This is a genomic window from Burkholderia sp. BDU5, assembly GCF_001522845.1.
GTDB lineage: Bacteria > Pseudomonadota > Gammaproteobacteria > Burkholderiales > Burkholderiaceae > Burkholderia > Burkholderia mayonis.
In genome coordinates, this window is sequence record NZ_LOWC01000109.1 from 13,695 (window position 1) to 34,139 (window position 20,445).

Consider the following 20,445-nt stretch of genomic DNA (forward strand, 5'->3'; position numbering starts at 1 on the left):
ACGTTCGCGGAAGCGCGCTATACACGTTCCAGTGTCGTCATTCCGTTGCGCGCGGTCTGTGCGTTCCGTCGCACAACGCGGCGCACGGCACGTGAATCTCGCCGTACGCCGCATTCGCGTGCGTCAGCGACCGCGGCTCACCGACCAGATCAGATAGAACGATTCGGCGGTCGGCAGGATCTGCGCGAGCATCCGATTGAAGCGCGCAGCGGGCGCCGTGCCGACGTATACGACGTCGAGCGGCTTCATGTCGAACTCGGTCGCGAGCATCAACGCGTCCACCTGCGTCATGTCGAGACGGAACACTTCGGGCTTGTTGTGTTCGGGCGCGTAGTTGACCTTCTTCAGGCCTTCCTGCAATCCGCTTTGCACGCCGGGCGCCTGCGCGAGCGGCGGATTCGGATGGCGAATGACGATTACCTGGCGCGGGTTCGCCCCCGTCGGATCGATGCTGCCGGCTGCGCTCAACGCGTCCGCGAGCGACAACTGCCCCTGGTTCATGTAGACCGTCTGCGGCTTTGGCACCTCGCCCATCACGAACACGCGGTTCTGCGTACGGTCGGGCACGTGAACGATGTCATCCGCTTGCAGCACGATGTTCTGTCGCAAGTCGCCGCGATTCAGAATGCGGTTCACGTCGATCGTCATCACCTGATCGCCGCGCGTAACGAGCACGCGCTGCAGATCCGCGTCGGAATTGCCGCCGCCCGCGCGGTTGATCGCGTCGACGACACGCAGATGCGAGCCCGTCAGCGACAGTTGCCCCGGGTTCTTCACGTCGCCCGTCACCTGCACGCGCTGGCTGCGGTACTGCATCACGCGCACGTCGATCTGAGGATTTCTGATCTGCTTGCTCAGACGCCGTGCGAGCAGCGCGGAGATCTGCACGGGGCTCATCCCTTCGACGCGCAAGCGGCCGAGCGTCGGAAAGAAGATCGTGCCGTTGGCGGCGACGCGCTGGCCCGGCGAGTCGACCTCGCCCTGCCCGTTCGTGCCGAATGCGCTGACCTGCTGCGGCAGCACGCCGCCGAGACCGCCCGACGCCTGCAGCGTGCCGATGTCGGCGAGCGGCGACGTGTCGGCGCCCGTGCCGTTCCCGCCGCCGCGCGAGAGCTCGGGGTGGTCCCAGACAACGATGCCGAGCACATCGTCCGGGCCAGCGCGATAGTCGGCCGGCGCAGCGGGCAGGCTCTGTCCAATGCCTGCCTCCTTCGCGCGCGTGTCGGCCTCGTCGGCCTGCTTGAGCGTATAGACGAGCTGCGGCGTGATCAGCTTGACGTCGTACACCGTCGAATCCGTCGGTGCGCTGAGGTTGTCGTTCATGCGGCTCGAATCGAGCGCCGGTCCCGGGGCCAGCGCACAGCCCGACAAGGCGACCGCCGCAGCGGTCGCCCATGCTAGGGGCTTCAACATCTTGTCGTTTCTCCTTGGTAGCGTGGTCGTCGAAGACGATCTTGGTTCTCGGTGTACGCGCTGCAGGCTGCTCAGAACGCGTTGCGGCCGATGAATCCCTTGACGAGCGTAATCAGGATGATCTTGATGTCGAACCAGAAGGTCCAGTTCTGCATGTAGAAGAGGTCGAACTTCACGCGCGCGGCCATCTTCTCGACCTTGCGCGTCTCGCCTCGATAACCGTTCACCTGCGCCCAGCCGGTGATGCCGGGACGCACGCGATAGCGGTACATGTAGCCGTCGACGAGCTCCTTGTAGATGTCGTCGTGCTCGATCGCGTGCGGACGCGGACCGACGACCGACATCTGGCCGAACAGCACGTTGAGAAATTGCGGCAGCTCGTCGAGCGACGTGCGGCGCAGGAACGCGCCGACCTTCGTGATCCGCGAATCGTTGCGCGACGCCTGGCGCACGACGCCTCCCTCCTCGGCATGCACGCGCATCGTGCGGAACTTCAGGATCTCGAACTCGCGGCCGTCGACGCCCTTGCGTTTCTGCCGGAACAATACGGGGCCCGGCGACGACAGCTTCACCGCGAGCGCGAGCGAGGCGAGAATCGGCGACAGCGGAATCAGCACCGCGAGCGCGAACAGACGATCGAACATGAACTTGGGCCACAGCTGCGGAATCGACAGCGGGCTCGTCGCGAGATTGATCGCGGGCATGCCGACCACCTGCGTGACCGACCGGTTGAAGAACGTGATGCCGCGCACGTCGGGCAGGAAGCGCAGGTTCACGAAATCGTGCCGAAACTCGCGCACGATCCGCTGAATCTGCCGCTCGTGCGACAGCGGCAGCGCCAGCCAGATCTCGTCGATCGCGCCTGCGCGCACGCGGCGCTTCAGCTCGCGCAGATCGGCGACGACGGGCACGCCGCCGACATGACGCTCCGCATCGGCGACGCACACGCTGTCGTCGAATACGCAAACCGCCTCGTAGCCGTGCGACGACGACGCACGCAGTTGCTCGATCACCGCACGCCCATAAACCTCGGAGCCGACGATCGCGACCGCGCGCGGCTTCGCGCCCGGCCGGCGCAAACCGGTCAGCACGCCGTGGATCGACGCCTTGCCGAGTAGCAGCACCGCGCCCGACATCAGCATCGTCCGGCCGAGCCAGACGAGCGACACGTCGGCGTCGCGATGCAGCAGCAGCGTGAACGCCGCGGCGATCGCGGCAACGCCGAGCCAGCCGAGCAACACGCGCGACAGCGTGCGATACGACATCTGCTCGCGCGCGCCGTCGTACACGCCGATCGCCGGAAAGACGATCAGCGTCAACGCGCACAGCAGCGCGATGGCCGTACGCTGCGCGTCCGGCACGTCGAGCGTGCCGCTGTCGTACAGCACCTGTGCGAGCAACGCCCCCGCTGCCACCAGTACCACGTCGAGCAACTTGTTCAAGAGTCCCAACATTGCCGAATCTCCACTTTCCTCGTTCTGTCGTCTCAAGCAGCCGAGCGCACGACGCCGTGATAACCGGCGGCGCGTAGCGGCCGGCCTTCCGCCGGAATCGGCTGCGGCGTGTGCGCTTCGCGCGTCGCCTCGAGGATGAGGCGGTTGAATTCGCCGCGAATCACGCCGTAGCACTCGCACGCGTGCGTTTCGAGGCCGTGCCGGTCGAGCACCGTGATGTGTCCGCGGCGCTGGCGGATGAACCCCGCCTCCTGCAGCTTGCCCGCCGCTTCGGTAATGCCTTCTCGACGCACGCCGAGCATGTTCGCGATCGTCTGTTGCGTGACCGCGAGTTCGTCGCCTTCGACGCGATCGTGCGCGAGCAGCAGCCAGCGGCTCAGTTGCTCGCTGACGGAGTGATGACGGTTGCAGAGCGCGCTACGCGCGATCTGCGTCATCGCGGCCTGCCAATAGCGGAGCATCAATTGGTAGGTGTCGAGCGAGCGGTCGAATTCGCGCCGAAACACCTGGGTCGGCACGCGATAGGCGAAGCCGCCGCTGCGCACCTCGACGCGGCCCGACGCCCCGCCGCAGCCGTAGTCGGCGAGCGTCGACACGCCGACCACGCCTTCTCTGCCGACCGCGGCGACTTCGACCATCGCGCCGTCCTCCATCAGATACAGCACGGACATCATCGCGGTGGTCGGGAAATACAGATGACGCATCGGCTCGTCGGTTTCGCAAAGTAGTTGCGCGCTCTTGATCTTCACGAGCTCGAGATGCGGTGCGAGCGCGCGGAGGCTGTCGTCGGCAAGCGAGCCCAGCAGGGCGTTGGCATGAAAACCACTGGTCTGATGAAGCATGTTCGTGTCCCGGTTTGTCAGCGCCGCTCAAGTCGCGGCGCAGGGTTCCGTTTTTCGCAAGACACGGTCACAGCAAGAATCGTTGTTCCTCGGAATCGTGTCGGCGGCCCTTCTGGTCGTCCTCATACAAGCTGATGCATCACCCTCTTGGGGGGGGGGGGTGAAAACCCTTAAGCGATTAACGTGCCAATTGGTACAGCTCCTTAATATATAAAGGCATTGGCCGGACAATTCCTATCTGAATATCCTTTCTCCAACCGAAAGCGTCTCATTCGCGGACACTTTGATACGGATCGAGCGACAGCAGGTGTCTCATCTAACAGTTTCGTAATCTTTACGCAGCCCTTGCCGCTTAGTGCTTGGCCCTTTCATTACAACGGCTTGTGAACCTTTACAGACAAGAATGAAATGATGTGAACATTTCATCTCAATAAAACGAGAGTTCGCAGCGGTTCTTGGGAAACTGTCTCAGATGTGAGTCAGCGAGGGACGGACACACTCTGTCATCCAACCCACATATACACGCCAAGCCATTGATTACAAACGATTTGACAAAAACACAAAAGGCTCGCGAAACCTAACCGGCGTAAAAAGGTAAAAATTTCTGATCAGCCCCCCCTGGAATCGGAAATAGATACCGAAAACGGAGGCACCAGCCCCATTAAAAATGGTAAAACCGATTACTCCCTCTCGAAATAATTAAATTCATCCGAAATTAATTTAGGAATATTCCTAAATGTCAAAACTTGTGAAATGCGCATCGCATGCAAACCTCAAAAATGCCGACGTGATAATCTGAAATTGCATTTTCAACGTCAAGCTGAATTAACAAATAAAAATCGTACCTGTCTAGCCAGGCGGGTTCGATTGCGCGCGGCGCCCGGCCAGGCACTGCGCCGTTGCTCCGGATCTGCGATCCGGAAAGGACAAACCGTGACCTACCGCGAATTCAAAGAGCCCGCGACGAGGGCCGGCGGCATCATCGAGCTGCCGCACCGCACCGACGCCAACCGCTTCCTCGCATCGCTCGGCGTCGCCGAGCGCGCGACGCTCGCGAGCCACCTGCAACTCGTGCACGTGAAGTCCGGCCAGGTGCTGTGCGAACCGGGCATGCCGCTCGAGCACGTCTATCTGCCCGTCACGACCGTCATCTCGATCCAGTACGCATCGTCCGACGGCATGACGCTCGAGATCGCGGAGATAGGCAACGAAGGGATCGTGAGCCCGCAGCTCGTCGGCAGCGACGGCGCGATTCCGTGCCGCGTGCTCACGTGCCGGGACGGCTTCTCATATCGGCTCAGCGCGCGCGTGCTGTCGAACCTGCTCGAGGAATCGACGCAGATGCGCCAGGCGGTCTTTCGCTGCACGCACCTGCTGATGGCGCAGGCGAAGCAGATCTCGTTTTGCAGCCGGCATCACGTACTGAAGAACCAGCTGTGCCGCTGGTTCCTGCTCGCCTACGACCGCTCGCGAAGCGTCGAGATCCAGGTCACGCACAGCATGCTCGCGCAGATGCTCGGCGTGCGCCGCGAAACCGTCACCGACGCGGCCGGCGACATCCAGAAAATGGGGCTGATCCGCCAGTACCGCAGCTCGATCATCCTCGTCGATCTGCCCGGGCTCGATGCACAGTCGTGCGGATGTCACACGATCATTCGCGAAGAGATGAAGAAGATTCTGTCCGCGCCGACGAGCGCGTCCGGCGCGCTCACCGAATTGCGCAGCTAGCCCGTTCCGCGCCGCTCGTTCGCAGCGGCGGCTGCGCCTCGCACGACAATGACGCCGCACGCGCGGCTCCCGCCTTCGGCGCGACGCCCGACACCGTCGGTTAGGTGCCGAACAGAACCGCCTCATGCCCGATGGTCTACTACCCGTCGTACGCCACGCGGGCGTCATACGTCTTGCCCGCAGATACGGGGACCCTCATCCAAGCCGGAGCCGCCAGATGAAAAACGAATTGAGAACAATCATCAAGGACGTCGCGCATCTCGAAGCGTCGATCGACCATATCGCGGACAGCGACGACCTTTACGAAGCGGGCCTGTCTTCGCTGAACACGATTCAGTTGATGCTCGCCATCGAGAAGCGCTTCAACATCGAGATTCCGGACGAAATGCTGAACCGCCAGCTCTTCCAGAGCATCGACTCGCTTGCCGGAGCCGTCACGCATCTGCAGCGTGCCGCACAATCCGCATGAAGCGCTTCGACGCCGAAACCGGCAACGCACGCGTCGCTGCCGTCGAATCCCTGCTCGCCGACGATCACTCGTTGAACGAAGCCGCGCGCCGCGTCGCGCAAGTCGCCGCACGCTTCGCCGACGCGGTCGATCGCGACGCGCGCTTTCCGACCGAAGCGATCGACGCGATGCGCGAAGAGCGCCTGCTCGGCGCGCTCGTGCCGGCCGAACTGGGCGGCCGCGGCGCTTCGCTTGCAGCCGTCGCCGCCGCGTGCCGGATCATCGGCCAGGCCTGTTCGTCGGCCGCGATGATCTATGCGATGCATCAGACGCAGGTCGCGAGCATCGTCGATCACGCGCTGTCGAGCGACTGGCACCGCCGCTTCGTCGAGCAGCTCGCCGAGCGCGAATGGCTGCTCGCGTCGGCGACGTCCGAAGAAGAAGTCGGCGGCAATCTGCGCAACAGCCGCTGCGCGATCGAAGCCGAAGACGACACCTTCACGCTCGCGAAGCTCGCGCCGACGATCTCGTACGGCGCGCAAGCGGACGCGATCCTCGTGACCGCGCGGCGCCATCGCGACGCGCCCGCCGCCGAGCAAGTGCTCGTCACGCTGCTGAAGGAAAACGCGACGCTCACGCGGCGCAGCGGCTGGGACACGTTCGGCATGCGCGGCACCTGCAGCGAAGGCTTCGCGCTCGACGCGCGCGGCCACTGCGAGCAGATCTTCCCCGTGCCGTTCGCGCAAATCGCCGAGCGAACCATGGTGCCGACGTCGCACATCCTGTGGGCGGCAGTATGGACCGGCATCGCGAACGACGCATTCCTGCGCGCGCATCAATTCTTCCGCGCGCAGATGCAGAAGCAAGGCGGCGCGCTGCCGCCGTCCGGCCGCCGGATCGCCGATGCGCTCGCGCTGCTGCAGGCGATGCAGGCGCGCATCGACGGTGCACTGCGTCTGCATGAGCACAGCGCCGCTCGCTCGTGGTCCGCGTCGATGGCGCAGGCGGCCGAGATCAACACGCTGAAGACCTACGTGTCGACGACCTCGCTCGACGTGGTCAAGCACGCGACGATGATCTGCGGGATGGCGTCGTACAAGAACGGCACGCCGTACACGCTCGGCCGCCACATCCGCGACCTGCATTCGGCGCCGCTCATGATCAGCAACGACCGCATCGAAGCCAATACAGCCAACCTGCTGCTCGCGTTGCGTCCGGCAACGCTGGAGAGAGAGATTTGAACGACATGACCAATCCTTCTGCGCACGCGGCCGAAACGGCTCAGGCACCCATCGATCGCGACGGCGTGAACGCGCTGCGCGACGAGCTCGTCGAAGCGGGGCTGTTGATCTCGACGGGCATTCAGGGCCTCTTCGGTCGCAGCGAGAAGTTCGAGCGCGTCGTCGACGCGCTCGACGCCTACATCACGCGCCTCGGCGCCGACCAGCATGCGGAAGTGCTGCGCTTTCCACCTGCGATGAGCCGACCGGAGTTCGAGCGCAGCGAGTATCTGAAGAGCTTCCCGCAGCTCGCGGGCACCGTGCACAGCTTCTGCGGCGGCGAGCACGATCAGCAGCGCGTGCTGCAATGCCTCGATCGCGGCGAGGACTGGACCGAGAGCCAGAAGCCGACCTACGTCGTGATGACGCCCGCCGCATGCTATCCGGTCTATCCCGTCATCGCGCGGCGCGGCGCGCTGCCCGCCGACGGCCGGATCGTCGACGCGTTCTCGTACTGCTTCCGCCACGAGCCGTCGCTCGATCCGACGCGCATGCAACTGTTCCGGATGCGCGAGTACATCCGGATCGGCACGCCCGAACAGATTCTCGCGTTCCGTCAGGGCTGGATCGAGCGCGGCACGCGGATGATCGAAGCGCTGCGGCTGCCGAACAGCATCGACCTCGCGAACGACCCGTTCTTCGGGCGCGGCGGCAAGATCGTCGCGAGCAGCCAGCGCGACCAGAACCTGAAATTCGAACTCCTGATTCCGATCGAATACGACGGACGCCTGACCGCATGCCTGAGCTTCAACTACCACATGGACCACTTCGGCCTGCTGTGGGGCATCAAGACGGCCGACGCCGAGATCGCGCACACGGGCTGCGTCGGCTTCGGCCTCGAACGCCTGACGCTCGGCCTCTTCAGGCATCACGGCTTCGATCTCGACGCATGGCCGCAGGCGGTACGCGACGTACTGTGGGGACATCGATGAGCAGCATCCTGCTCGATGCGCCGGCGAACGGCGCGTCGCTCGAAGAAATCTTCACCGACATCCGGCATCGCGTGCGGCACTACCGGCCGCACGCGCTGCACGGACCGCAGATGGTCTGGAAGCAGACCAACTGCTACGTCGATCTATGGATCGAAGTGCTCGGCTGGTGGGGGCTCAATCCGTATGCGGCGCTGCCGTTTACGATCACGCTCGACTTCGAGGGCGACCAGTTCTCGTTCTTCAAGTTTCCGTTCGAGGATCTCGAGACGCTGTACGGGATCGTCGTACAGGAGCATGCGATTTTCGAGCCGGTCGACGTGCACGTCGAGAACCAGGTCGCGCGCGGCCACCTGATGCTCGTCGAAGTCGATGCGTGGTATCTGCCGGATACGCGCGGCAACAGCTATCAGACCGAGCATACGAAGACGACGATCGGCATCGACGCGATCGACCGAGAACGGCGACGCGTCGGCTACTTCCACAACAGCGGCTACTACCTCGCGGAAGGCATCGACTACGACGGCCTGTTCGGCAAGCACGCGCCGTCGCAGCTCGTGCCATACGTCGAATGCGCGAAGCGCCGATTCAAGCCGCTCGAGGAACGCGAGCTGTGCGAAGCGTCGCTCGCGCTTCTGGCGCGCCATCTGAAGCGGCGGCCGACGTCGAATCCGATCGCGGCATTCCGCCAGCAGCTCGCTCGCGACGCGAAGACGATCGCGTCGCAACCGATCTCGTACTTTCACGCGTATTCGTTCAACACGCTGCGGCAGCTCGGCGCGAACTTCGAGCTGTTCGGCCGCTATCTGCGCTGGCTCGAAGCGAGCGGCTGCAGCGGCCCGTTCGACACGCTCGTCGCCGCATGCGACACGATCGCGTCGGAATCGATGGTGCTCGAATTCCGTCTCGCGCGCGCGAGCGCGCGCGGCAAGGAGGAGCGCGGCGAAAGCAGTCTCGACATTCTCGAGCGCGCGCATGCGTCGCTCGTCGGCGGCGTCGCGCGAATCGCACCGCCCGGCAAGGCCGAGCCGAATCCGCCATTCGGCACGCTGTACGTGCCGCCGAGGCCCGTCTCCGCGGTCAGATGAAATCCGCGCCGGATCGCGCGGCGCTCAGCGCCGCCCAATGGACGTTGATCGCGACGCCCGCGGGCGCGATCGCGCGACCGAGCGAGCTCTGCGAAACCGGCTGGTGCGCCGCGCCCGTGCCCGGCACCGTCGCGCAGGCGCTCGCCGCCGCGCGGCGCTTCGATCCCGCGCATCCGTATCCGCTCGGCGACAGCGACTATTGGTATCGAACGACCTTGCACGGCGCGGGACCGCGCATCGTCCGACTGAACGGTCTCGCGACGATCGCCGAGGTCTGGCTCGACGATACGCTGCTGCTCTGCTCGGACAATATGTACATCGCGCACGATGTCGCCGTGACGCTCAGCGGCGCGAACCGCTTCTCCGTCTGCTTCCGCTCGCTCGACCGGCATCTCGCCGCGCACCCGCCGCGCGGCCGTGCACGCTGGCGCACGCGTCTCGTCGACACGCCCGCGCTGCGCGGCGTGCGCGCGACGTTCCTCGGCCGGATGCCCGGCTGGTTTCCGGCGATCGAGCCGATCGGTCCGTGGCGCGCCATCGAAATCGCGAATCCGGCCGGCGCGCCGACGATCTTGCGCGACACGCTGCGCGCGACGTTCGACGGCCGCGACGGCATCCTCGACGCGACGCTCGAATTCGCCGCGCCGCTCGCGAACGCGGCGCACGCGCAACTCGTCTGCGGCGCGCACGCGGCGGCGCTCGAGACAACCGGTCCGCACACCGCGCGCGCGACGCTGAGGATTCCGAATGTCACGCCGTGGTGGCCGCACACGCACGGCGAGCCGGCGCTGTACGACATCGGCGTCGAAATCGGCGGCGCGACGATTCCGCTCGCCAAAACCGGCTTTCGCATGCTCGCCGTCGAACGCGGCGCCGATGGCCGAGGCTTCGCGCTGTCGGTCAACGGCACGCCGATCTTCGCGCGCGGCGCGTGCTGGACGAGCGCAGACCCGGCCGGCCTGCAGGCCGATCCCGCTGCATACCGCCGCGCACTCACGCTCGCGCGCGACGCCGGCTGCAACATGATCCGCGTCGGCGGCACGATGATCTACGAAGCCGACGCGTTCTACGCGCTGTGCGACGAACTGGGCCTGCTCGTCTGGCAGGACTTCATGCTCGCGAACTTCGACTATCCGTCGGCTGACCCGCGCTTCACCGAGTCGCTGAAGCGCGAAGCCGAACAGTTTCTCGATCGGCATGCCGCGCGGCCGTCGATCGCCGTGCTGTGCGGCGGCAGCGAAATCGCGCAGCAAGCGGCGATGGTCGGGCTCGCGCCAGACGAGCGTCGCACGCCGCTCACCGAGCAGTTGCTCGCCGAGCTCTGCGTCGAGCATCGGCCCGATGCGATCTACATCGCCGATTCGCCGCACGGCGGCGTATTGCCGTTCGCGCCGCGCGAAGGCGTCACGCATTACTACGGCGTCGGCGCGTATCTGCGGCCGCCCGAAGACGCGCGCCGCGCCGGCGTACGCTTTGCGAGCGAGTGCCTCGCGTTCGCGAATGTGCCGTGCGACGCGACGCTCGCATCGATCGGCTCGCCCGCCGCGCACGAGCCGAACTGGAAACGCGCAGTGCCGCGCGATCCGGGCGCACCGTGGGACTTCGACGACGTGCGCGACCATTACCTGCGCACACTATACGGCGTCGAGCCCGCGCGTTTGCGCGGCAGCGACCCCGCGCGCTATCTGACGCTGTCGCGCGCGATCGTCGCCGATCTCGTCGCCGAGACGCTGTCCGAATGGCGGCGCGTCGGTTCATCGTGCGCGGGCGCGCTCGTCTGGCAGTTCCAGGACGTGATGCCGGGCGCCGGCTGGGGCCTCGTCGACGCGCATGGCCGGCCGAAATCCGCCTGGCATGCGCTCAAGCGCGTGTCGCAACCACGGCAGATCCTGCTGACCGACGAGGGGCTCAACGGTCTCGACGTGCACGCGCTCAACGACACGCCCACGCCGCTCGACGCTCGCGTCGAGCTCGTCGCGTTGCGTGACGGCAGGACGCCTCTCGTGCGCGTGGACCATGCGTTGCGCATCGACGCCCACGCCGGCGTATGCATGAACGCCGCCGGTCTGCTCGGACGATTCTTCGACTTCACGTACGCGTATCGCTTCGGCCCGCGCGAGCACGACGTCGTGCTCGCATCGCTGTATGCGGCCGACGGCGCGCTGCTGTCGCAGGCCTTCCACTTCCCGGAACGTACCGCGCCGACCGTGTTCGAGCGCGGCGATATCGGCCTCGAAGCGAGCGTCGCGTATCGCGACGGCCGCTGGCACGTCGACGTGCAGACGCGCACGTTCGCGCGCTACGTGCACGTCGTCGCGCCCGGCCTGCTGCCGGACCTCGACTGGTTTCATCTCGCGCCCGGCGCCGCCGCGCGAATCGAGCTCTCTGCCGACCCTCGTTTCCCCGCTTCCGACGACAACCCGCCCGACGCGCCCGCAGCTCGCCCTGCGCCGCCCGCGATCGAGGTGCGCGCACTGAATTCCAACAAGACCGTTCGCTCGAGGATAGAAAATTGAGACCAGTTCGATTCGACGATTGCTTAGGATGGCTGCATGAGGGACGCACGCGACGCGGCGCTGTCATTTGCGAAGCGCTCGGACACGAGGCGTTGTGGACGCACAAGGTGGTTCGCGCGCTCGCCGAGCGTCTCGCCGACGACGGCATGTGGGTGCTGCGCTTTCATTACCCGTCCGCGGGCGACTCGGCGGGCGACGATCTCGCGCCGGGGCGGCTGCCTGCGAGCGTCGCGAGCGTGCGGCGCGCGCTCGCCGTGCTGCGCGACAGCGCGCCCGTCGACGACGTCACGCTCGTCGGCCTGCGCGCGGGCGCCGCGTTCGCGATGCTCGCGCTCGCGGGCAACGACACGCCGGCCGTCGATGCGTTCGTCGCGCTCGCGCCTGTCGTGCGCGGCCGCGCCTATCTGCGCGAACTCTCGGTCGTGCAGAAGCGCTGGCTCGACACGACGCCGCCCGCGATCCGCGAGCAGCATCACGAGGAAGCGTGGCTCAACATCCTCGGCCACCGCTACCCGGCCGATTTCGTCGCCGATCTGAAGCAGGTCGATCTGAACGACGCGGTCGCGGCGACGATCGCGCCGCCGCGCGCCGCGCTGCTCGTCGATACCGGCTACGGCGACGGCCCCGCGCTGCGCGCCGCGCTCGTCGCGCGCGGCGTGTCGACGGACGTCGAGCCTTTCCCGGAATGGCCGAACGCGCTGCAGGAAGGCGCGCGCTCGCGCGTGCCGCTCGCGGCGCTCGAATCGATCGCGCGCTGGATCGGGCGCGGCGAACGTTCGGCGGAATCGGCGTCGGCTGAGGCCGTCCGCGACGATCTCATGACCGCCGCACCGGCATCGAATGAGGCGATCGCGATTGCATCGCGCATCGCCGAGACGGCCAACGCAGCGAACGCTTCAAATGCAACGCGCGCCGCACATGATGCGAAAGCCTCTTCGCCGATCACGTTCGCATTCGACGGCGTCGCCGAAACGCTCGTCTACATCGGCGCAAAGCGGCTCGTCGGCACGCTGTGCGAACCCATCGCGCCTGCGCACGCCGGCACGCCGTGCCTGCTGATCGCGAGCACCGCGGCGAATCCGCGAAGCGCGGACGGCCGCATCGGCGTACGACTCGCGCGCACGCTCGCGCAACGCGGCATCGCATCGCTGCGGGTCGACATCGAAGGCATCGGCGACAGCGGCGCGCGCGCGCCGGACGATCAATCAGTGGTGCTGTATTCCGATCCGGCGATCGCGGACGTCGTCACGGCCGCCGACTGGCTCGGCGCGCGCTGCCGACGGCCGGTCGTCGCGTTCGGCGTGTGCTCGGGCGCGTTCGCCGCGCTGCATGCGACCGCGCATGCGCACGCGACCGTCGGCGTGATTGCAGTCAATCTGCCGCGCTTCATCTGGCCGCGCGGGCTCACGATCGCCGAAGCACGCAAGCAGCAGACGAACTCCGCGCGCGGCTATTTCGCATCGATGCGCGACTGGGACAAATGGCGCCGGCTGCTGCGCGAAGGCCGCGACCTGCGCCCCGTGCTGAGCGCGCTGCGTCGCCACGTCACCGCGCGCCTGAGCGAGCCGGCGGGACGCCTCGCCGAACGGCTCGGCCGGCCACCGAAACGCGACACGCCGCGCGGTCTGATCAAGGCGCTCACCGACCGAAATGTCCGCACGATGCTCGTCTACGGCGAATTCGACCCCGGCGTCGACGAGCTGAGCCGCTACTTCGGCTCGCCGCGCCGTGCGTTCAAGCGCTCGCCGCTCGTGAGCGTCGAGATGATCCGCCTGCTCGATCATTCGGTGTACGGCACGTCGGCGGCAGAGATGGTCATCGCGCTCTGCATCGACACGTTGACGGCCTGGGGCGACAAGACACGCGGACTGCAGCCGCGAATCCGGCCGACCGACAGGCGGCACGGCGCGCCGCACGCGGCTTCCGCCGATGCGGCCGCGTCGTCCTGACGGCGACGACGCTCGCGCGGGCGCGCCGCTTTCGCATCGGCGCACCGGCGCACCGGCGCATCAACTGGACGAAGCGGTGCTGCGCGGACGTTCGATGCCGTACGCCTCCATCCATCGATACAGCGTCGCGCGCGAGATGCCGAGCTCGCGCGCGGTGCCGGCGAGACGCCCGCGATTGCGCAGCAGCGCGAGTTCGATCACTTCCCGCTCGATCGATTTGCGAATCGCCGCGACCGACAGCGGCGCGACCTCGATGCAATGGTCGAGTTCGAGATCGTGCGCGGTGACGAGCCGCCCTTCCGCCATCACGAGCGCGCGGCGCACGCGATTGATGAGCTCGCGCACGTTGCCCGGCCAGTCGTGCTTGTAGAGCGCTGAGATTGCATCAGTCGAGAAGCCGCGCACACGGTGCCGCGCATCGGCGCGAAAGCGCTCGAGCATGTGCCGCGCGAGCAGCTCGATGTCCTTGCCGCGCGCGCGCAGCGGCGGCTGATCGACGCGCAGCACGCAAAGACGGTGATACAGGTCCGCGCGAAAGCGCCCGTCGTTCATCGCGCCGCGCAGGTCGACGTGCGTCGCCGAGACGATGCGCACGTCGACGGGCACGGGTTCGTTGCTGCCGAGCCGGTGAATCGTGCGCTCCTGCAGGAAGCGCAAGAGACTCGCCTGGCTTTCGAGCGGCAGATCGCCGATCTCGTCGAGCAGCAGCGTGCCGCCGTTCGCCGCCTCAACGTGGCCGATCTTGCGCGTGCTCGCGCCCGTGAACGCGCCGCGCTCGTAGCCGAACAGTTCCGACTGCAGCAGATGCGGCGGAATCGCGCCGCAGTTCACCGCGACGAACGGCCCCGCGCGGCGCGCCGAATGCTGATGGATCGCGGCCGCCGTAAGCTCCTTGCCGGTACCCGTCTCGCCCGACACGAGCACGGGCGCGTCGGTGCGCGCGATGCGGCGCACCGTGTCGAACAGTTGCAGCATCGCATCGCAGGTGCCGATCATCCCCTGGTCGGCGGACGCGATGGGCGCCGTGCTCGGCGCGAACAGACACTCCATGCCGTACGCGTGACCGACCGCGTCGGCGACCCGCTGATGCGATGCCGGCAGCGTGATGTAGTCGAAGCAGTAATCGCGCAGCAGCGTGCGCACGTCGGGCACGTTCGCCTGATGCGCTTCGACGAGCGCGACCCACGCGACATTGCGCAGCGACGCGCACACGGACGCGACTGCACTCATCTCCTCGATCGATACGGCGCTCAGATCGAGAATGCCGCCCGTGACTTCGCCTGCCGTCGTGCGCACCTGGTTCGCGCTCGCGACGACCGAAATCTTCCAGTCGCGGCGCGCGAGCTCCCGGCGCAGCAGCGTCGACGGCTGATGCGTCCAGTAAATCAGCGGCCGCTGTCGGATAGATCTCCGGGAGAGCCCCCCGATGATCGCGCTAGTCGTCACTGGTGCCTCCGATAATGAACTGACTGTGTGACTCGACGAATCCATGTGTGGGCAAAAGCCGACAATCGTCCGCCTGCCGGCAACGCCGTGCGAGATGGGAGCGTGTCGCACCCCGCCCGTACACGATGCCGGGACGCGCCCGCTCGTATCGTTCGGGAGCGCGCGTCAGATGCCTCTTTGGTCTCTGATTGAAGGTTAGATTTCGCAAAGAAAGCGGCGACGTATCGTTTCGGCCGCGTTTTTCACGTGCGGCGCGCCGCAGGATCCGCAGGCGGCCTTGGACAAGGGACGCAAGGTCCGCTCCGAAAGCCGCGACACGCGCCGAATCGCCCGCGTGGCCGGGCTTGTTGAACTCGTCCGGAAAGATCGTGCGGCACACCGCGCAATCCTCATCACCTCGCTCTCTCAAGATGGCTTTACTACGTCATGCTCATGAAGCCGACTGTCGAAGTTACTCTACCATTCGCACTCTTTTACGATCGAATTCCCAACCTTGATTTGACCATCGTTGACCATCTATTGGGCAATTGCCACGGCCGGAATCGGACACTTTCGCCACGGCATACCCATTGTGGCGCAGCGGCGCCGTAATGTTTGTGTATGAATGAAACAAATCCTTCCGGATCGATCGATGTCTGCCCGGTTTTTATTGAGATAAGACATTTGCGTTATTCCGTTGAGTCGTTTCATTGAATGTCTGCGTGGCTTCTCTGCGTTGCTTGAATATGGCTCGCGCGTTCAGCGCGTATCGTCGAGCCAGACGCGGCTCCATTCGGCGAATTTCGGCGCGGCGTGCGAAATCCATGCGCTCACAGGCGCGCTTCGTCCGTAACACGACAAGGCGATCGTGCAAGCCGCCGCGACGAACGCGATCGTCGATCGCGAAACGCCCGCTGCACGTCGTGCGGCGACGGCGTCGACGTACGCGTGCGTGTTGCGATCCGCACGCGTCGACGTCGAACGAACCGCGCCTGCATGCGCGTCGCCGGCACGCGCACCGGCGCGACGCAGGCGACTCGCCGTCGACATCGCGACGCCCGCGCCAAGCAGCCAGCCGGATGCGATTTCGGACCATGAATGAAAGCCGAGCAGCACGCGCGAAATGCCGATCGCGAGTGCGAATGCAAGACCCGCCGCCACTGCACGCCGTACGTGGGCGTCGCGCACGCTGATCGCCGCGACGAGCGGGTACACGGCCGCGCCGAGCATCGTGTGGCCGCTCATGCCGGTGAATCGCCAAGCGGCGATGCCGATTCCCCAGCCTGCGTAGATGAATTTCGTCGACGCGACCAAGCCGACCGCGCACGCGAAACCGATCGCCCAATATAGCGCTGCGCGACGGCGTCCGGTCGCCGCGAGCCAGCTCGACACCGCGACGGCGAGCGGCGCGGTAAGAAACGGGTCGCCGAAATTGGTCAACAGAACGAGTAATCGCATCACGTCAGATAGAAGAAGCGTCCGCGCTCAAGTGCGCGCGAGCGTTTCGTTCCGGGAGGCGTCGTGCAGCGACGTCGTCGCATCGCATTCGACGGGCGCGGTGCCCGCCGGGAACAGCGATGCAAGCGGCTCGGCTTGCGTCGTGGAAACGATCGACGCGCCCGGCGCCGGCGCGGCGCCCGACGACTCGCCCAATTCCGCTTGCAAGACCGCATAGCCTTCGAGCACGAAACGCGAGAATGCCGAGCGGAACCGCGCGGCGCTGAAACGCTCCGCATTCGCGCGACAAGCGTGCGGATCGAACGCGCCCGCCGGCATCGCCTCGAACCGGTCGATCGCATCGATCAGCGCGTCGCACGTCTGCTTCGCATAGAAAAGACCTGTCGGCGCCGTGCCCGTCGCGCGCACCGATTCGCAGACGCCGCCCTTGCCATACGCGATCACGGGCGTCCCGCACGCCTGCGCTTCGACGGGCGAAATGCCGAAATCCTCTTCCGCCGCGAACACGAACGCCTTCGCACGCTGCAGATGATCGTGCAGCACGTCGAACGGCTGGTAGCCCAGCAGCATGACGTTCGGGCCCGCGAGCGCGCGGATCTTGCCGGCCTCCGGCCCGTCGCCGATCACGACGAGCCGGCGCGACGGCATGTGCGAAAACGCTTCGACGATCAGATCGATCCGCTTGTACGGCACGAGGCGCGACGCGGTCAGATAGAAGTCGTCCTTCGCGTCGCGCAGCGCGAGATGATCGACGTCGACGGGCGGATAGATGACCGTCGCGTCGCGTCGATACGTCTTACGAATGCGGCGCGCGACGAAGCGCGAATTCGCCGCGAGCAGATCGACGCCGTTCGCCGAGCGTGCATCCCAATTGCGGATGTAATGCAGCAGCGAGCGCGCGAGCGCCGACTTCAAGCCGCGCGCGAGTCCTGCTTCGTTCAGGTACTGGTGCTGCAGATCCCATGCATAGCGGATGGGCGAATGCACGTAGCTCGCGTGCAACTGATCCGGCCCGTTCAACACGCCCTTCGCGACCGCATACGAGCTCGACAGGATCAAGTCGTAGCCGGACAGGTCGAATTGCTCGATCGCGAGCGGAAACAGCGGCAGGTAGCTGCGGTATTTGCTGCGCGCGAACGGCAGCTTCTGGACGAACGACGTGTGCACCGGCCGGCCACGCAGGCACGAGCGGTCGTCGAGAAAATCGACGAGGCTGTAGATGTCGGCTTGCGGAAAGCAGTCGATCATCTGCGCGAGCACACGCTCCGCGCCGCCATGCACCACCAGCCAGTCGTGAACGATTGCTACCTTCAAGCGGGAAGTCCTTTTGATGTGCGCATTGGCGCGTCGAATCGAACGCAGGGTGCGTCGTCAGCGAACGGCGCGGCGGGCACGGTGTCGCGTCGTCATCGCATGACGGCCATTATCCGAACAAGCGCGGACGCCCTATGTGCGGAAGCGCACAGTACGCAAGGATCGGCGCAGCGACTCGCGTGCGCTGCGCACACCGGCATGCAGCACGACGCGTCCCGCTCGTCACGAGCACGGTACGCTTTCGAACAGAACGGCACGAGGTCCGCCCGTATCTTGGCGACCATAGGCCGCATCGGGAACATCTCATGTCGCGGCGCACAAAACCCCGCGCCGCACGACGCGGCACGCGGCCCAGAAACGAGGACTCTCCATCATGGACTGGACATGCTGCGAATTCAGGCATCTGAATTCGAACGAGCTTTACATGATCCTTCGCGCACGCAACGCGGTCCTGGTCGTCGAGGATGCGCACACGTATCTCGACATCGACGGCAAGGACGAATTCGCGATCCACGTGTTCGCAACCGACAAGCGCGGCGAACGGCCGTCGATCGCCGCGTATGCGCGTCTTATGCCGGGTGACGACATCGATCCCGAAACGACGATCGACAAGATCCTGACGAGCGCCGCGCATCGCGAAGACGGGACGATAGACGCGCTGATCGAACACGTGCTGGCCGCCGCGCACGCGCGCTGGCCGGACGCGCCGGTGCGCGTTCAGGCGCCCGCGCATCGCGAAGACTTCTACAACCGCTTCGGTTTCCGCAAGGTCGACGGACCGTATCTCGAGCATGGCGCGCCGTACGTCGGCATGCTGCGCGCGGCGAGCAGCCCGTCGAAGGCCGTGCGCAACCTGCTCGATCTCGTCGGCGCCGCGACGACCGCGAGCGCCGTCGCGACATCGGCGCCGCGCGCGAAGCGCAAGGCCGATGCCGAATCCACCGCCGACGGCGAGCGCTATGCGTTCGCCACCCGACTTCCGGCCGATTCCGGGATGAACCGATGACCGATCACGCCATGAACCCGACTTCCGCCGCGCCGCGCCAAGCGCTGCCGCGCATCCTGCCCGTGATTCTCGCGGGCGGCTCCGGCACGCGCCTCTGGCCGCTGTCGCGCGAGCATCATCCGAAACAACTGATCGATCTGATCGCCGACGAATCGCCGCTGTCCGCGACCGCGCGCCGCCTCACGGGCATCGCGAACGCCGAGCTCGCCGACACGCTGCTGCTCGTCTGCGGCGAGCAGCATCGCTTCACGAGCGCCGCGCAAGTGAGCGCACGCGGCCTCAAGGCGCGCATCCTGCTCGAGCCGGCCGCGCGCAACACGGCGCCCGCGCTCACGCTCGCCGCGCTCGAAGCGCTCGCGCATCACGGCGATCCGGTGCTCGCGGCGATGCCCGCCGATCATGCGGTGTCCGACACGCGCGCGTTCCAGGACACGATCGCGCAAGCCGCGCGCTACGCGCAGGACGGCGCGATCGTCACGCTCGGCGTGCTGCCGCGCCGCGCGGAGACGGGCTACGGCTACATCAAGGTAGGCGCGCCGCTCGCGGATTCGCAGGGTGTCGAAGGCGGCCACGCGATCGACAGCTTCGTCGAGAAGCCGCATCAGGAGCTCGCGCAGCAATACCTGCAATCCGGCGACTACTGGTGGAACAGCGGCATCTTCGTCGTGCGCGCGTCGACGTGGCTCGCTGCGATCCGCGCGCTGCATCCGGACATGCATGCGGCATGCGAAGCCGCATGGCGCAACGGCACGACCGAAGGCTCGTTCTTCAAGGCAGACGCGACGGGGTTCGCCGCCTGTCCGTCCGACTCGATCGACTACGCGGTGATGGAGCGGTTGACGGGCGCGCGCGAGCTCGACATTCCGGGCGTGATCGTCCCGCTCGCGGCCGGCTGGTCCGACGTCGGCTCGTGGGACGCGATCTGGGAACTGCTGCCGAAGGACGAAGCGGGCAACGTCGCGCGCGGCGACGTGCTGTTCGAAGGCACCGTGGACAGCTTCGCGCGCTCCGAGGGCCGGCTCGTCGCATGCGTCGGGCTGAAGGACGTGGTCGTCGTCGAGACGCCCGACGCCGTGCTCGTCGCGAACAAGCATCGCGTGCAGGACGTGAAGACCGTCGTCGCGCGCCTGAAGTCCGGGCAGCACGAGCAGGTGCGCGATCATCGCAAGGTGCAGCGCCCATGGGGCTCCTATGATTCGATCGATCGCGGCGAGCGCTTCCAGGTGAAGCGGATCGTCGTCGATCCGGGCAAGCAGCTGTCGCTGCAGATGCACTATCACCGCGCCGAGCATTGGATCGTCGTGCGCGGCACCGCGAAGGTCACGCGCGGCGACGAAACATTCCTGCTGAGCGAGAACGAATCGACGTACATCGCGGTCGGCGCGGTTCACCGCCTGGAGAACCCGGGCAAGATTCCGCTCGAGATCATCGAGGTTCAATCGGGGGATTATCTCGGCGAAGACGACATTGTCCGATTCGACGACCGCTATGGCCGCGCGAGCGTGCAATCCACACCCGAAGCGGCGAAGCCGGCCGCAGCCGAGCTCGAGCCCGCCCGCGCGCTCGGCGAGCACTGACAAACGCGGGCGGGCCGC

General features: G+C 66.2%; 15 protein-coding genes and 1 pseudogene. 10 read left to right on the forward strand and 6 right to left on the reverse strand.

Translation table 11 applies throughout. The features are described from left to right. Nucleotides 1-123 precede the first annotated feature (123 nt). The 3 genes from WS69_RS16140 to WS69_RS16150 form a co-directional block, all read right to left on the reverse strand. Nucleotides 124-1,413, reverse strand: coding sequence for a polysaccharide biosynthesis/export family protein (locus WS69_RS16140; RefSeq protein ID WP_059471736.1), 1,290 nt, complete (start codon nucleotides 1,411-1,413; stop codon nucleotides 124-126). A 71-nt stretch (nucleotides 1,414-1,484) separates the two neighbouring features. Further along, on the reverse strand, nucleotides 1,485-2,867 hold the full coding sequence (locus WS69_RS16145) for an undecaprenyl-phosphate glucose phosphotransferase (protein ID WP_059471737.1): 1,383 nt from the start codon (nucleotides 2,865-2,867) through the stop codon (nucleotides 1,485-1,487). 32 nt (nucleotides 2,868-2,899) lie between these two features. Then, complete coding sequence (locus WS69_RS16150; protein WP_059471738.1) at nucleotides 2,900-3,709, reverse strand: Crp/Fnr family transcriptional regulator; 810 nt, start codon at nucleotides 3,707-3,709, stop codon at nucleotides 2,900-2,902. A 933-nt stretch (nucleotides 3,710-4,642) separates the two neighbouring features. Between WS69_RS16150 and WS69_RS16155 the strand changes: the two genes are divergently transcribed. The 7 genes from WS69_RS16155 to WS69_RS16185 all read left to right on the forward strand — a co-directional run bounded on the left by WS69_RS16155 (nucleotide 4,643) and on the right by WS69_RS16185 (nucleotide 13,647). Continuing rightward, complete coding sequence (locus WS69_RS16155) at nucleotides 4,643-5,437, forward strand: Crp/Fnr family transcriptional regulator (RefSeq protein ID WP_059471970.1); 795 nt, start codon at nucleotides 4,643-4,645, stop codon at nucleotides 5,435-5,437. Nucleotides 5,438-5,654: 217 nt separating this feature from the next. Next, on the forward strand, nucleotides 5,655-5,906 hold the full coding sequence (locus tag WS69_RS16160; protein WP_010101690.1) for an acyl carrier protein: 252 nt from the start codon (nucleotides 5,655-5,657) through the stop codon (nucleotides 5,904-5,906). Then, nucleotides 5,903-7,126: an acyl-CoA dehydrogenase family protein gene (locus tag WS69_RS16165; protein WP_059471739.1), complete on the forward strand. Its 1,224-nt coding sequence runs from the start codon at nucleotides 5,903-5,905 to the stop codon at nucleotides 7,124-7,126. The genes WS69_RS16160 and WS69_RS16165 overlap by 4 nt, the downstream gene beginning before the upstream one ends. Continuing rightward, on the forward strand, nucleotides 7,123-8,097 hold the full coding sequence (locus WS69_RS16170) for an amino acid--[acyl-carrier-protein] ligase (RefSeq protein ID WP_059471740.1): 975 nt from the start codon (nucleotides 7,123-7,125) through the stop codon (nucleotides 8,095-8,097). The genes WS69_RS16165 and WS69_RS16170 overlap by 4 nt, the downstream gene beginning before the upstream one ends. Further along, nucleotides 8,094-9,182 carry a DUF1839 family protein gene (locus WS69_RS16175; protein ID WP_059471741.1) on the forward strand — a complete coding sequence of 363 codons (1,089 nt, stop codon included), beginning with the start codon at nucleotides 8,094-8,096 and terminating at the stop codon, nucleotides 9,180-9,182. Before WS69_RS16170 ends, WS69_RS16175 begins: the two co-directional genes overlap by 4 nt. Next, a complete protein-coding gene (locus WS69_RS16180; RefSeq protein ID WP_059471742.1) occupies nucleotides 9,179-11,698 on the forward strand; it encodes a glycoside hydrolase family 2 protein in 2,520 nt (839 codons plus the stop codon). Before WS69_RS16175 ends, WS69_RS16180 begins: the two co-directional genes overlap by 4 nt. Beyond that, nucleotides 11,695-13,647: an alpha/beta hydrolase gene (locus WS69_RS16185; RefSeq protein WP_059471743.1), complete on the forward strand. Its 1,953-nt coding sequence runs from the start codon at nucleotides 11,695-11,697 to the stop codon at nucleotides 13,645-13,647. The genes WS69_RS16180 and WS69_RS16185 overlap by 4 nt, the downstream gene beginning before the upstream one ends. A gap of 60 nt (nucleotides 13,648-13,707) precedes the next feature. Here the strand turns inward: WS69_RS16185 and WS69_RS16190 are convergent, their stop codons facing one another. From WS69_RS16190 to WS69_RS16200, 3 genes are all read right to left on the reverse strand, one after another. Beyond that, nucleotides 13,708-15,093: a sigma-54 dependent transcriptional regulator gene (locus WS69_RS16190; protein ID WP_059471744.1), complete on the reverse strand. Its 1,386-nt coding sequence runs from the start codon at nucleotides 15,091-15,093 to the stop codon at nucleotides 13,708-13,710. Nucleotides 15,094-15,831: 738 nt separating this feature from the next. After that, a complete protein-coding gene (locus WS69_RS16195; RefSeq protein ID WP_059471745.1) occupies nucleotides 15,832-16,530 on the reverse strand; it encodes a phosphatase PAP2 family protein in 699 nt (232 codons plus the stop codon). A 27-nt stretch (nucleotides 16,531-16,557) separates the two neighbouring features. After that, nucleotides 16,558-17,844 (reverse strand): glycosyltransferase family 4 protein, encoded by a 1,287-nt coding sequence (locus WS69_RS16200; protein WP_059471746.1) that lies wholly within the window; start codon nucleotides 17,842-17,844, stop codon nucleotides 16,558-16,560. A gap of 18 nt (nucleotides 17,845-17,862) precedes the next feature. On the opposite strand from WS69_RS16200, the pseudogene WS69_RS34820 reads away from it, so the two are divergent. From WS69_RS34820 to WS69_RS16210, 3 genes and pseudogenes are all read left to right on the forward strand, one after another. Further along, nucleotides 17,863-18,251 (forward strand): annotated as a pseudogene (locus WS69_RS34820) (hypothetical protein). Then, nucleotides 18,218-18,850 (forward strand): GNAT family N-acetyltransferase, encoded by a 633-nt coding sequence (locus WS69_RS16205; RefSeq protein WP_059471747.1) that lies wholly within the window; start codon nucleotides 18,218-18,220, stop codon nucleotides 18,848-18,850. Before WS69_RS34820 ends, WS69_RS16205 begins: the two are co-directional and overlap by 34 nt. After that, a complete protein-coding gene (locus tag WS69_RS16210) occupies nucleotides 18,847-20,427 on the forward strand; it encodes a mannose-1-phosphate guanylyltransferase/mannose-6-phosphate isomerase (protein ID WP_082716234.1) in 1,581 nt (526 codons plus the stop codon). The genes WS69_RS16205 and WS69_RS16210 overlap by 4 nt, the downstream gene beginning before the upstream one ends. Nucleotides 20,428-20,445 lie beyond the last annotated feature (18 nt).

Coding starts and splice junctions, on each gene's coding strand:
- WS69_RS16160 (WP_010101690.1), top strand. CDS start 5,655: ATGAAAAACGAATTGAGAACAATCATCAAGGACGTCGCGCATCTCGAA.
- WS69_RS16150 (WP_059471738.1), bottom strand. CDS start 3,709: ATGCTTCATCAGACCAGTGGTTTTCATGCCAACGCCCTGCTGGGCTCG.
- WS69_RS16145 (WP_059471737.1), bottom strand. CDS start 2,867: ATGTTGGGACTCTTGAACAAGTTGCTCGACGTGGTACTGGTGGCAGCG.
- WS69_RS16195 (WP_059471745.1), bottom strand. CDS start 16,530: ATGCGATTACTCGTTCTGTTGACCAATTTCGGCGACCCGTTTCTTACC.
- WS69_RS16165 (WP_059471739.1), top strand. CDS start 5,903: ATGAAGCGCTTCGACGCCGAAACCGGCAACGCACGCGTCGCTGCCGTC.
- WS69_RS16205 (WP_059471747.1), top strand. CDS start 18,218: ATGGACTGGACATGCTGCGAATTCAGGCATCTGAATTCGAACGAGCTT.
- WS69_RS16210 (WP_082716234.1), top strand. CDS start 18,847: ATGACCGATCACGCCATGAACCCGACTTCCGCCGCGCCGCGCCAAGCG.
- WS69_RS16140 (WP_059471736.1), bottom strand. CDS start 1,413: ATGTTGAAGCCCCTAGCATGGGCGACCGCTGCGGCGGTCGCCTTGTCG.
- WS69_RS16175 (WP_059471741.1), top strand. CDS start 8,094: ATGAGCAGCATCCTGCTCGATGCGCCGGCGAACGGCGCGTCGCTCGAA.
- WS69_RS16180 (WP_059471742.1), top strand. CDS start 9,179: ATGAAATCCGCGCCGGATCGCGCGGCGCTCAGCGCCGCCCAATGGACG.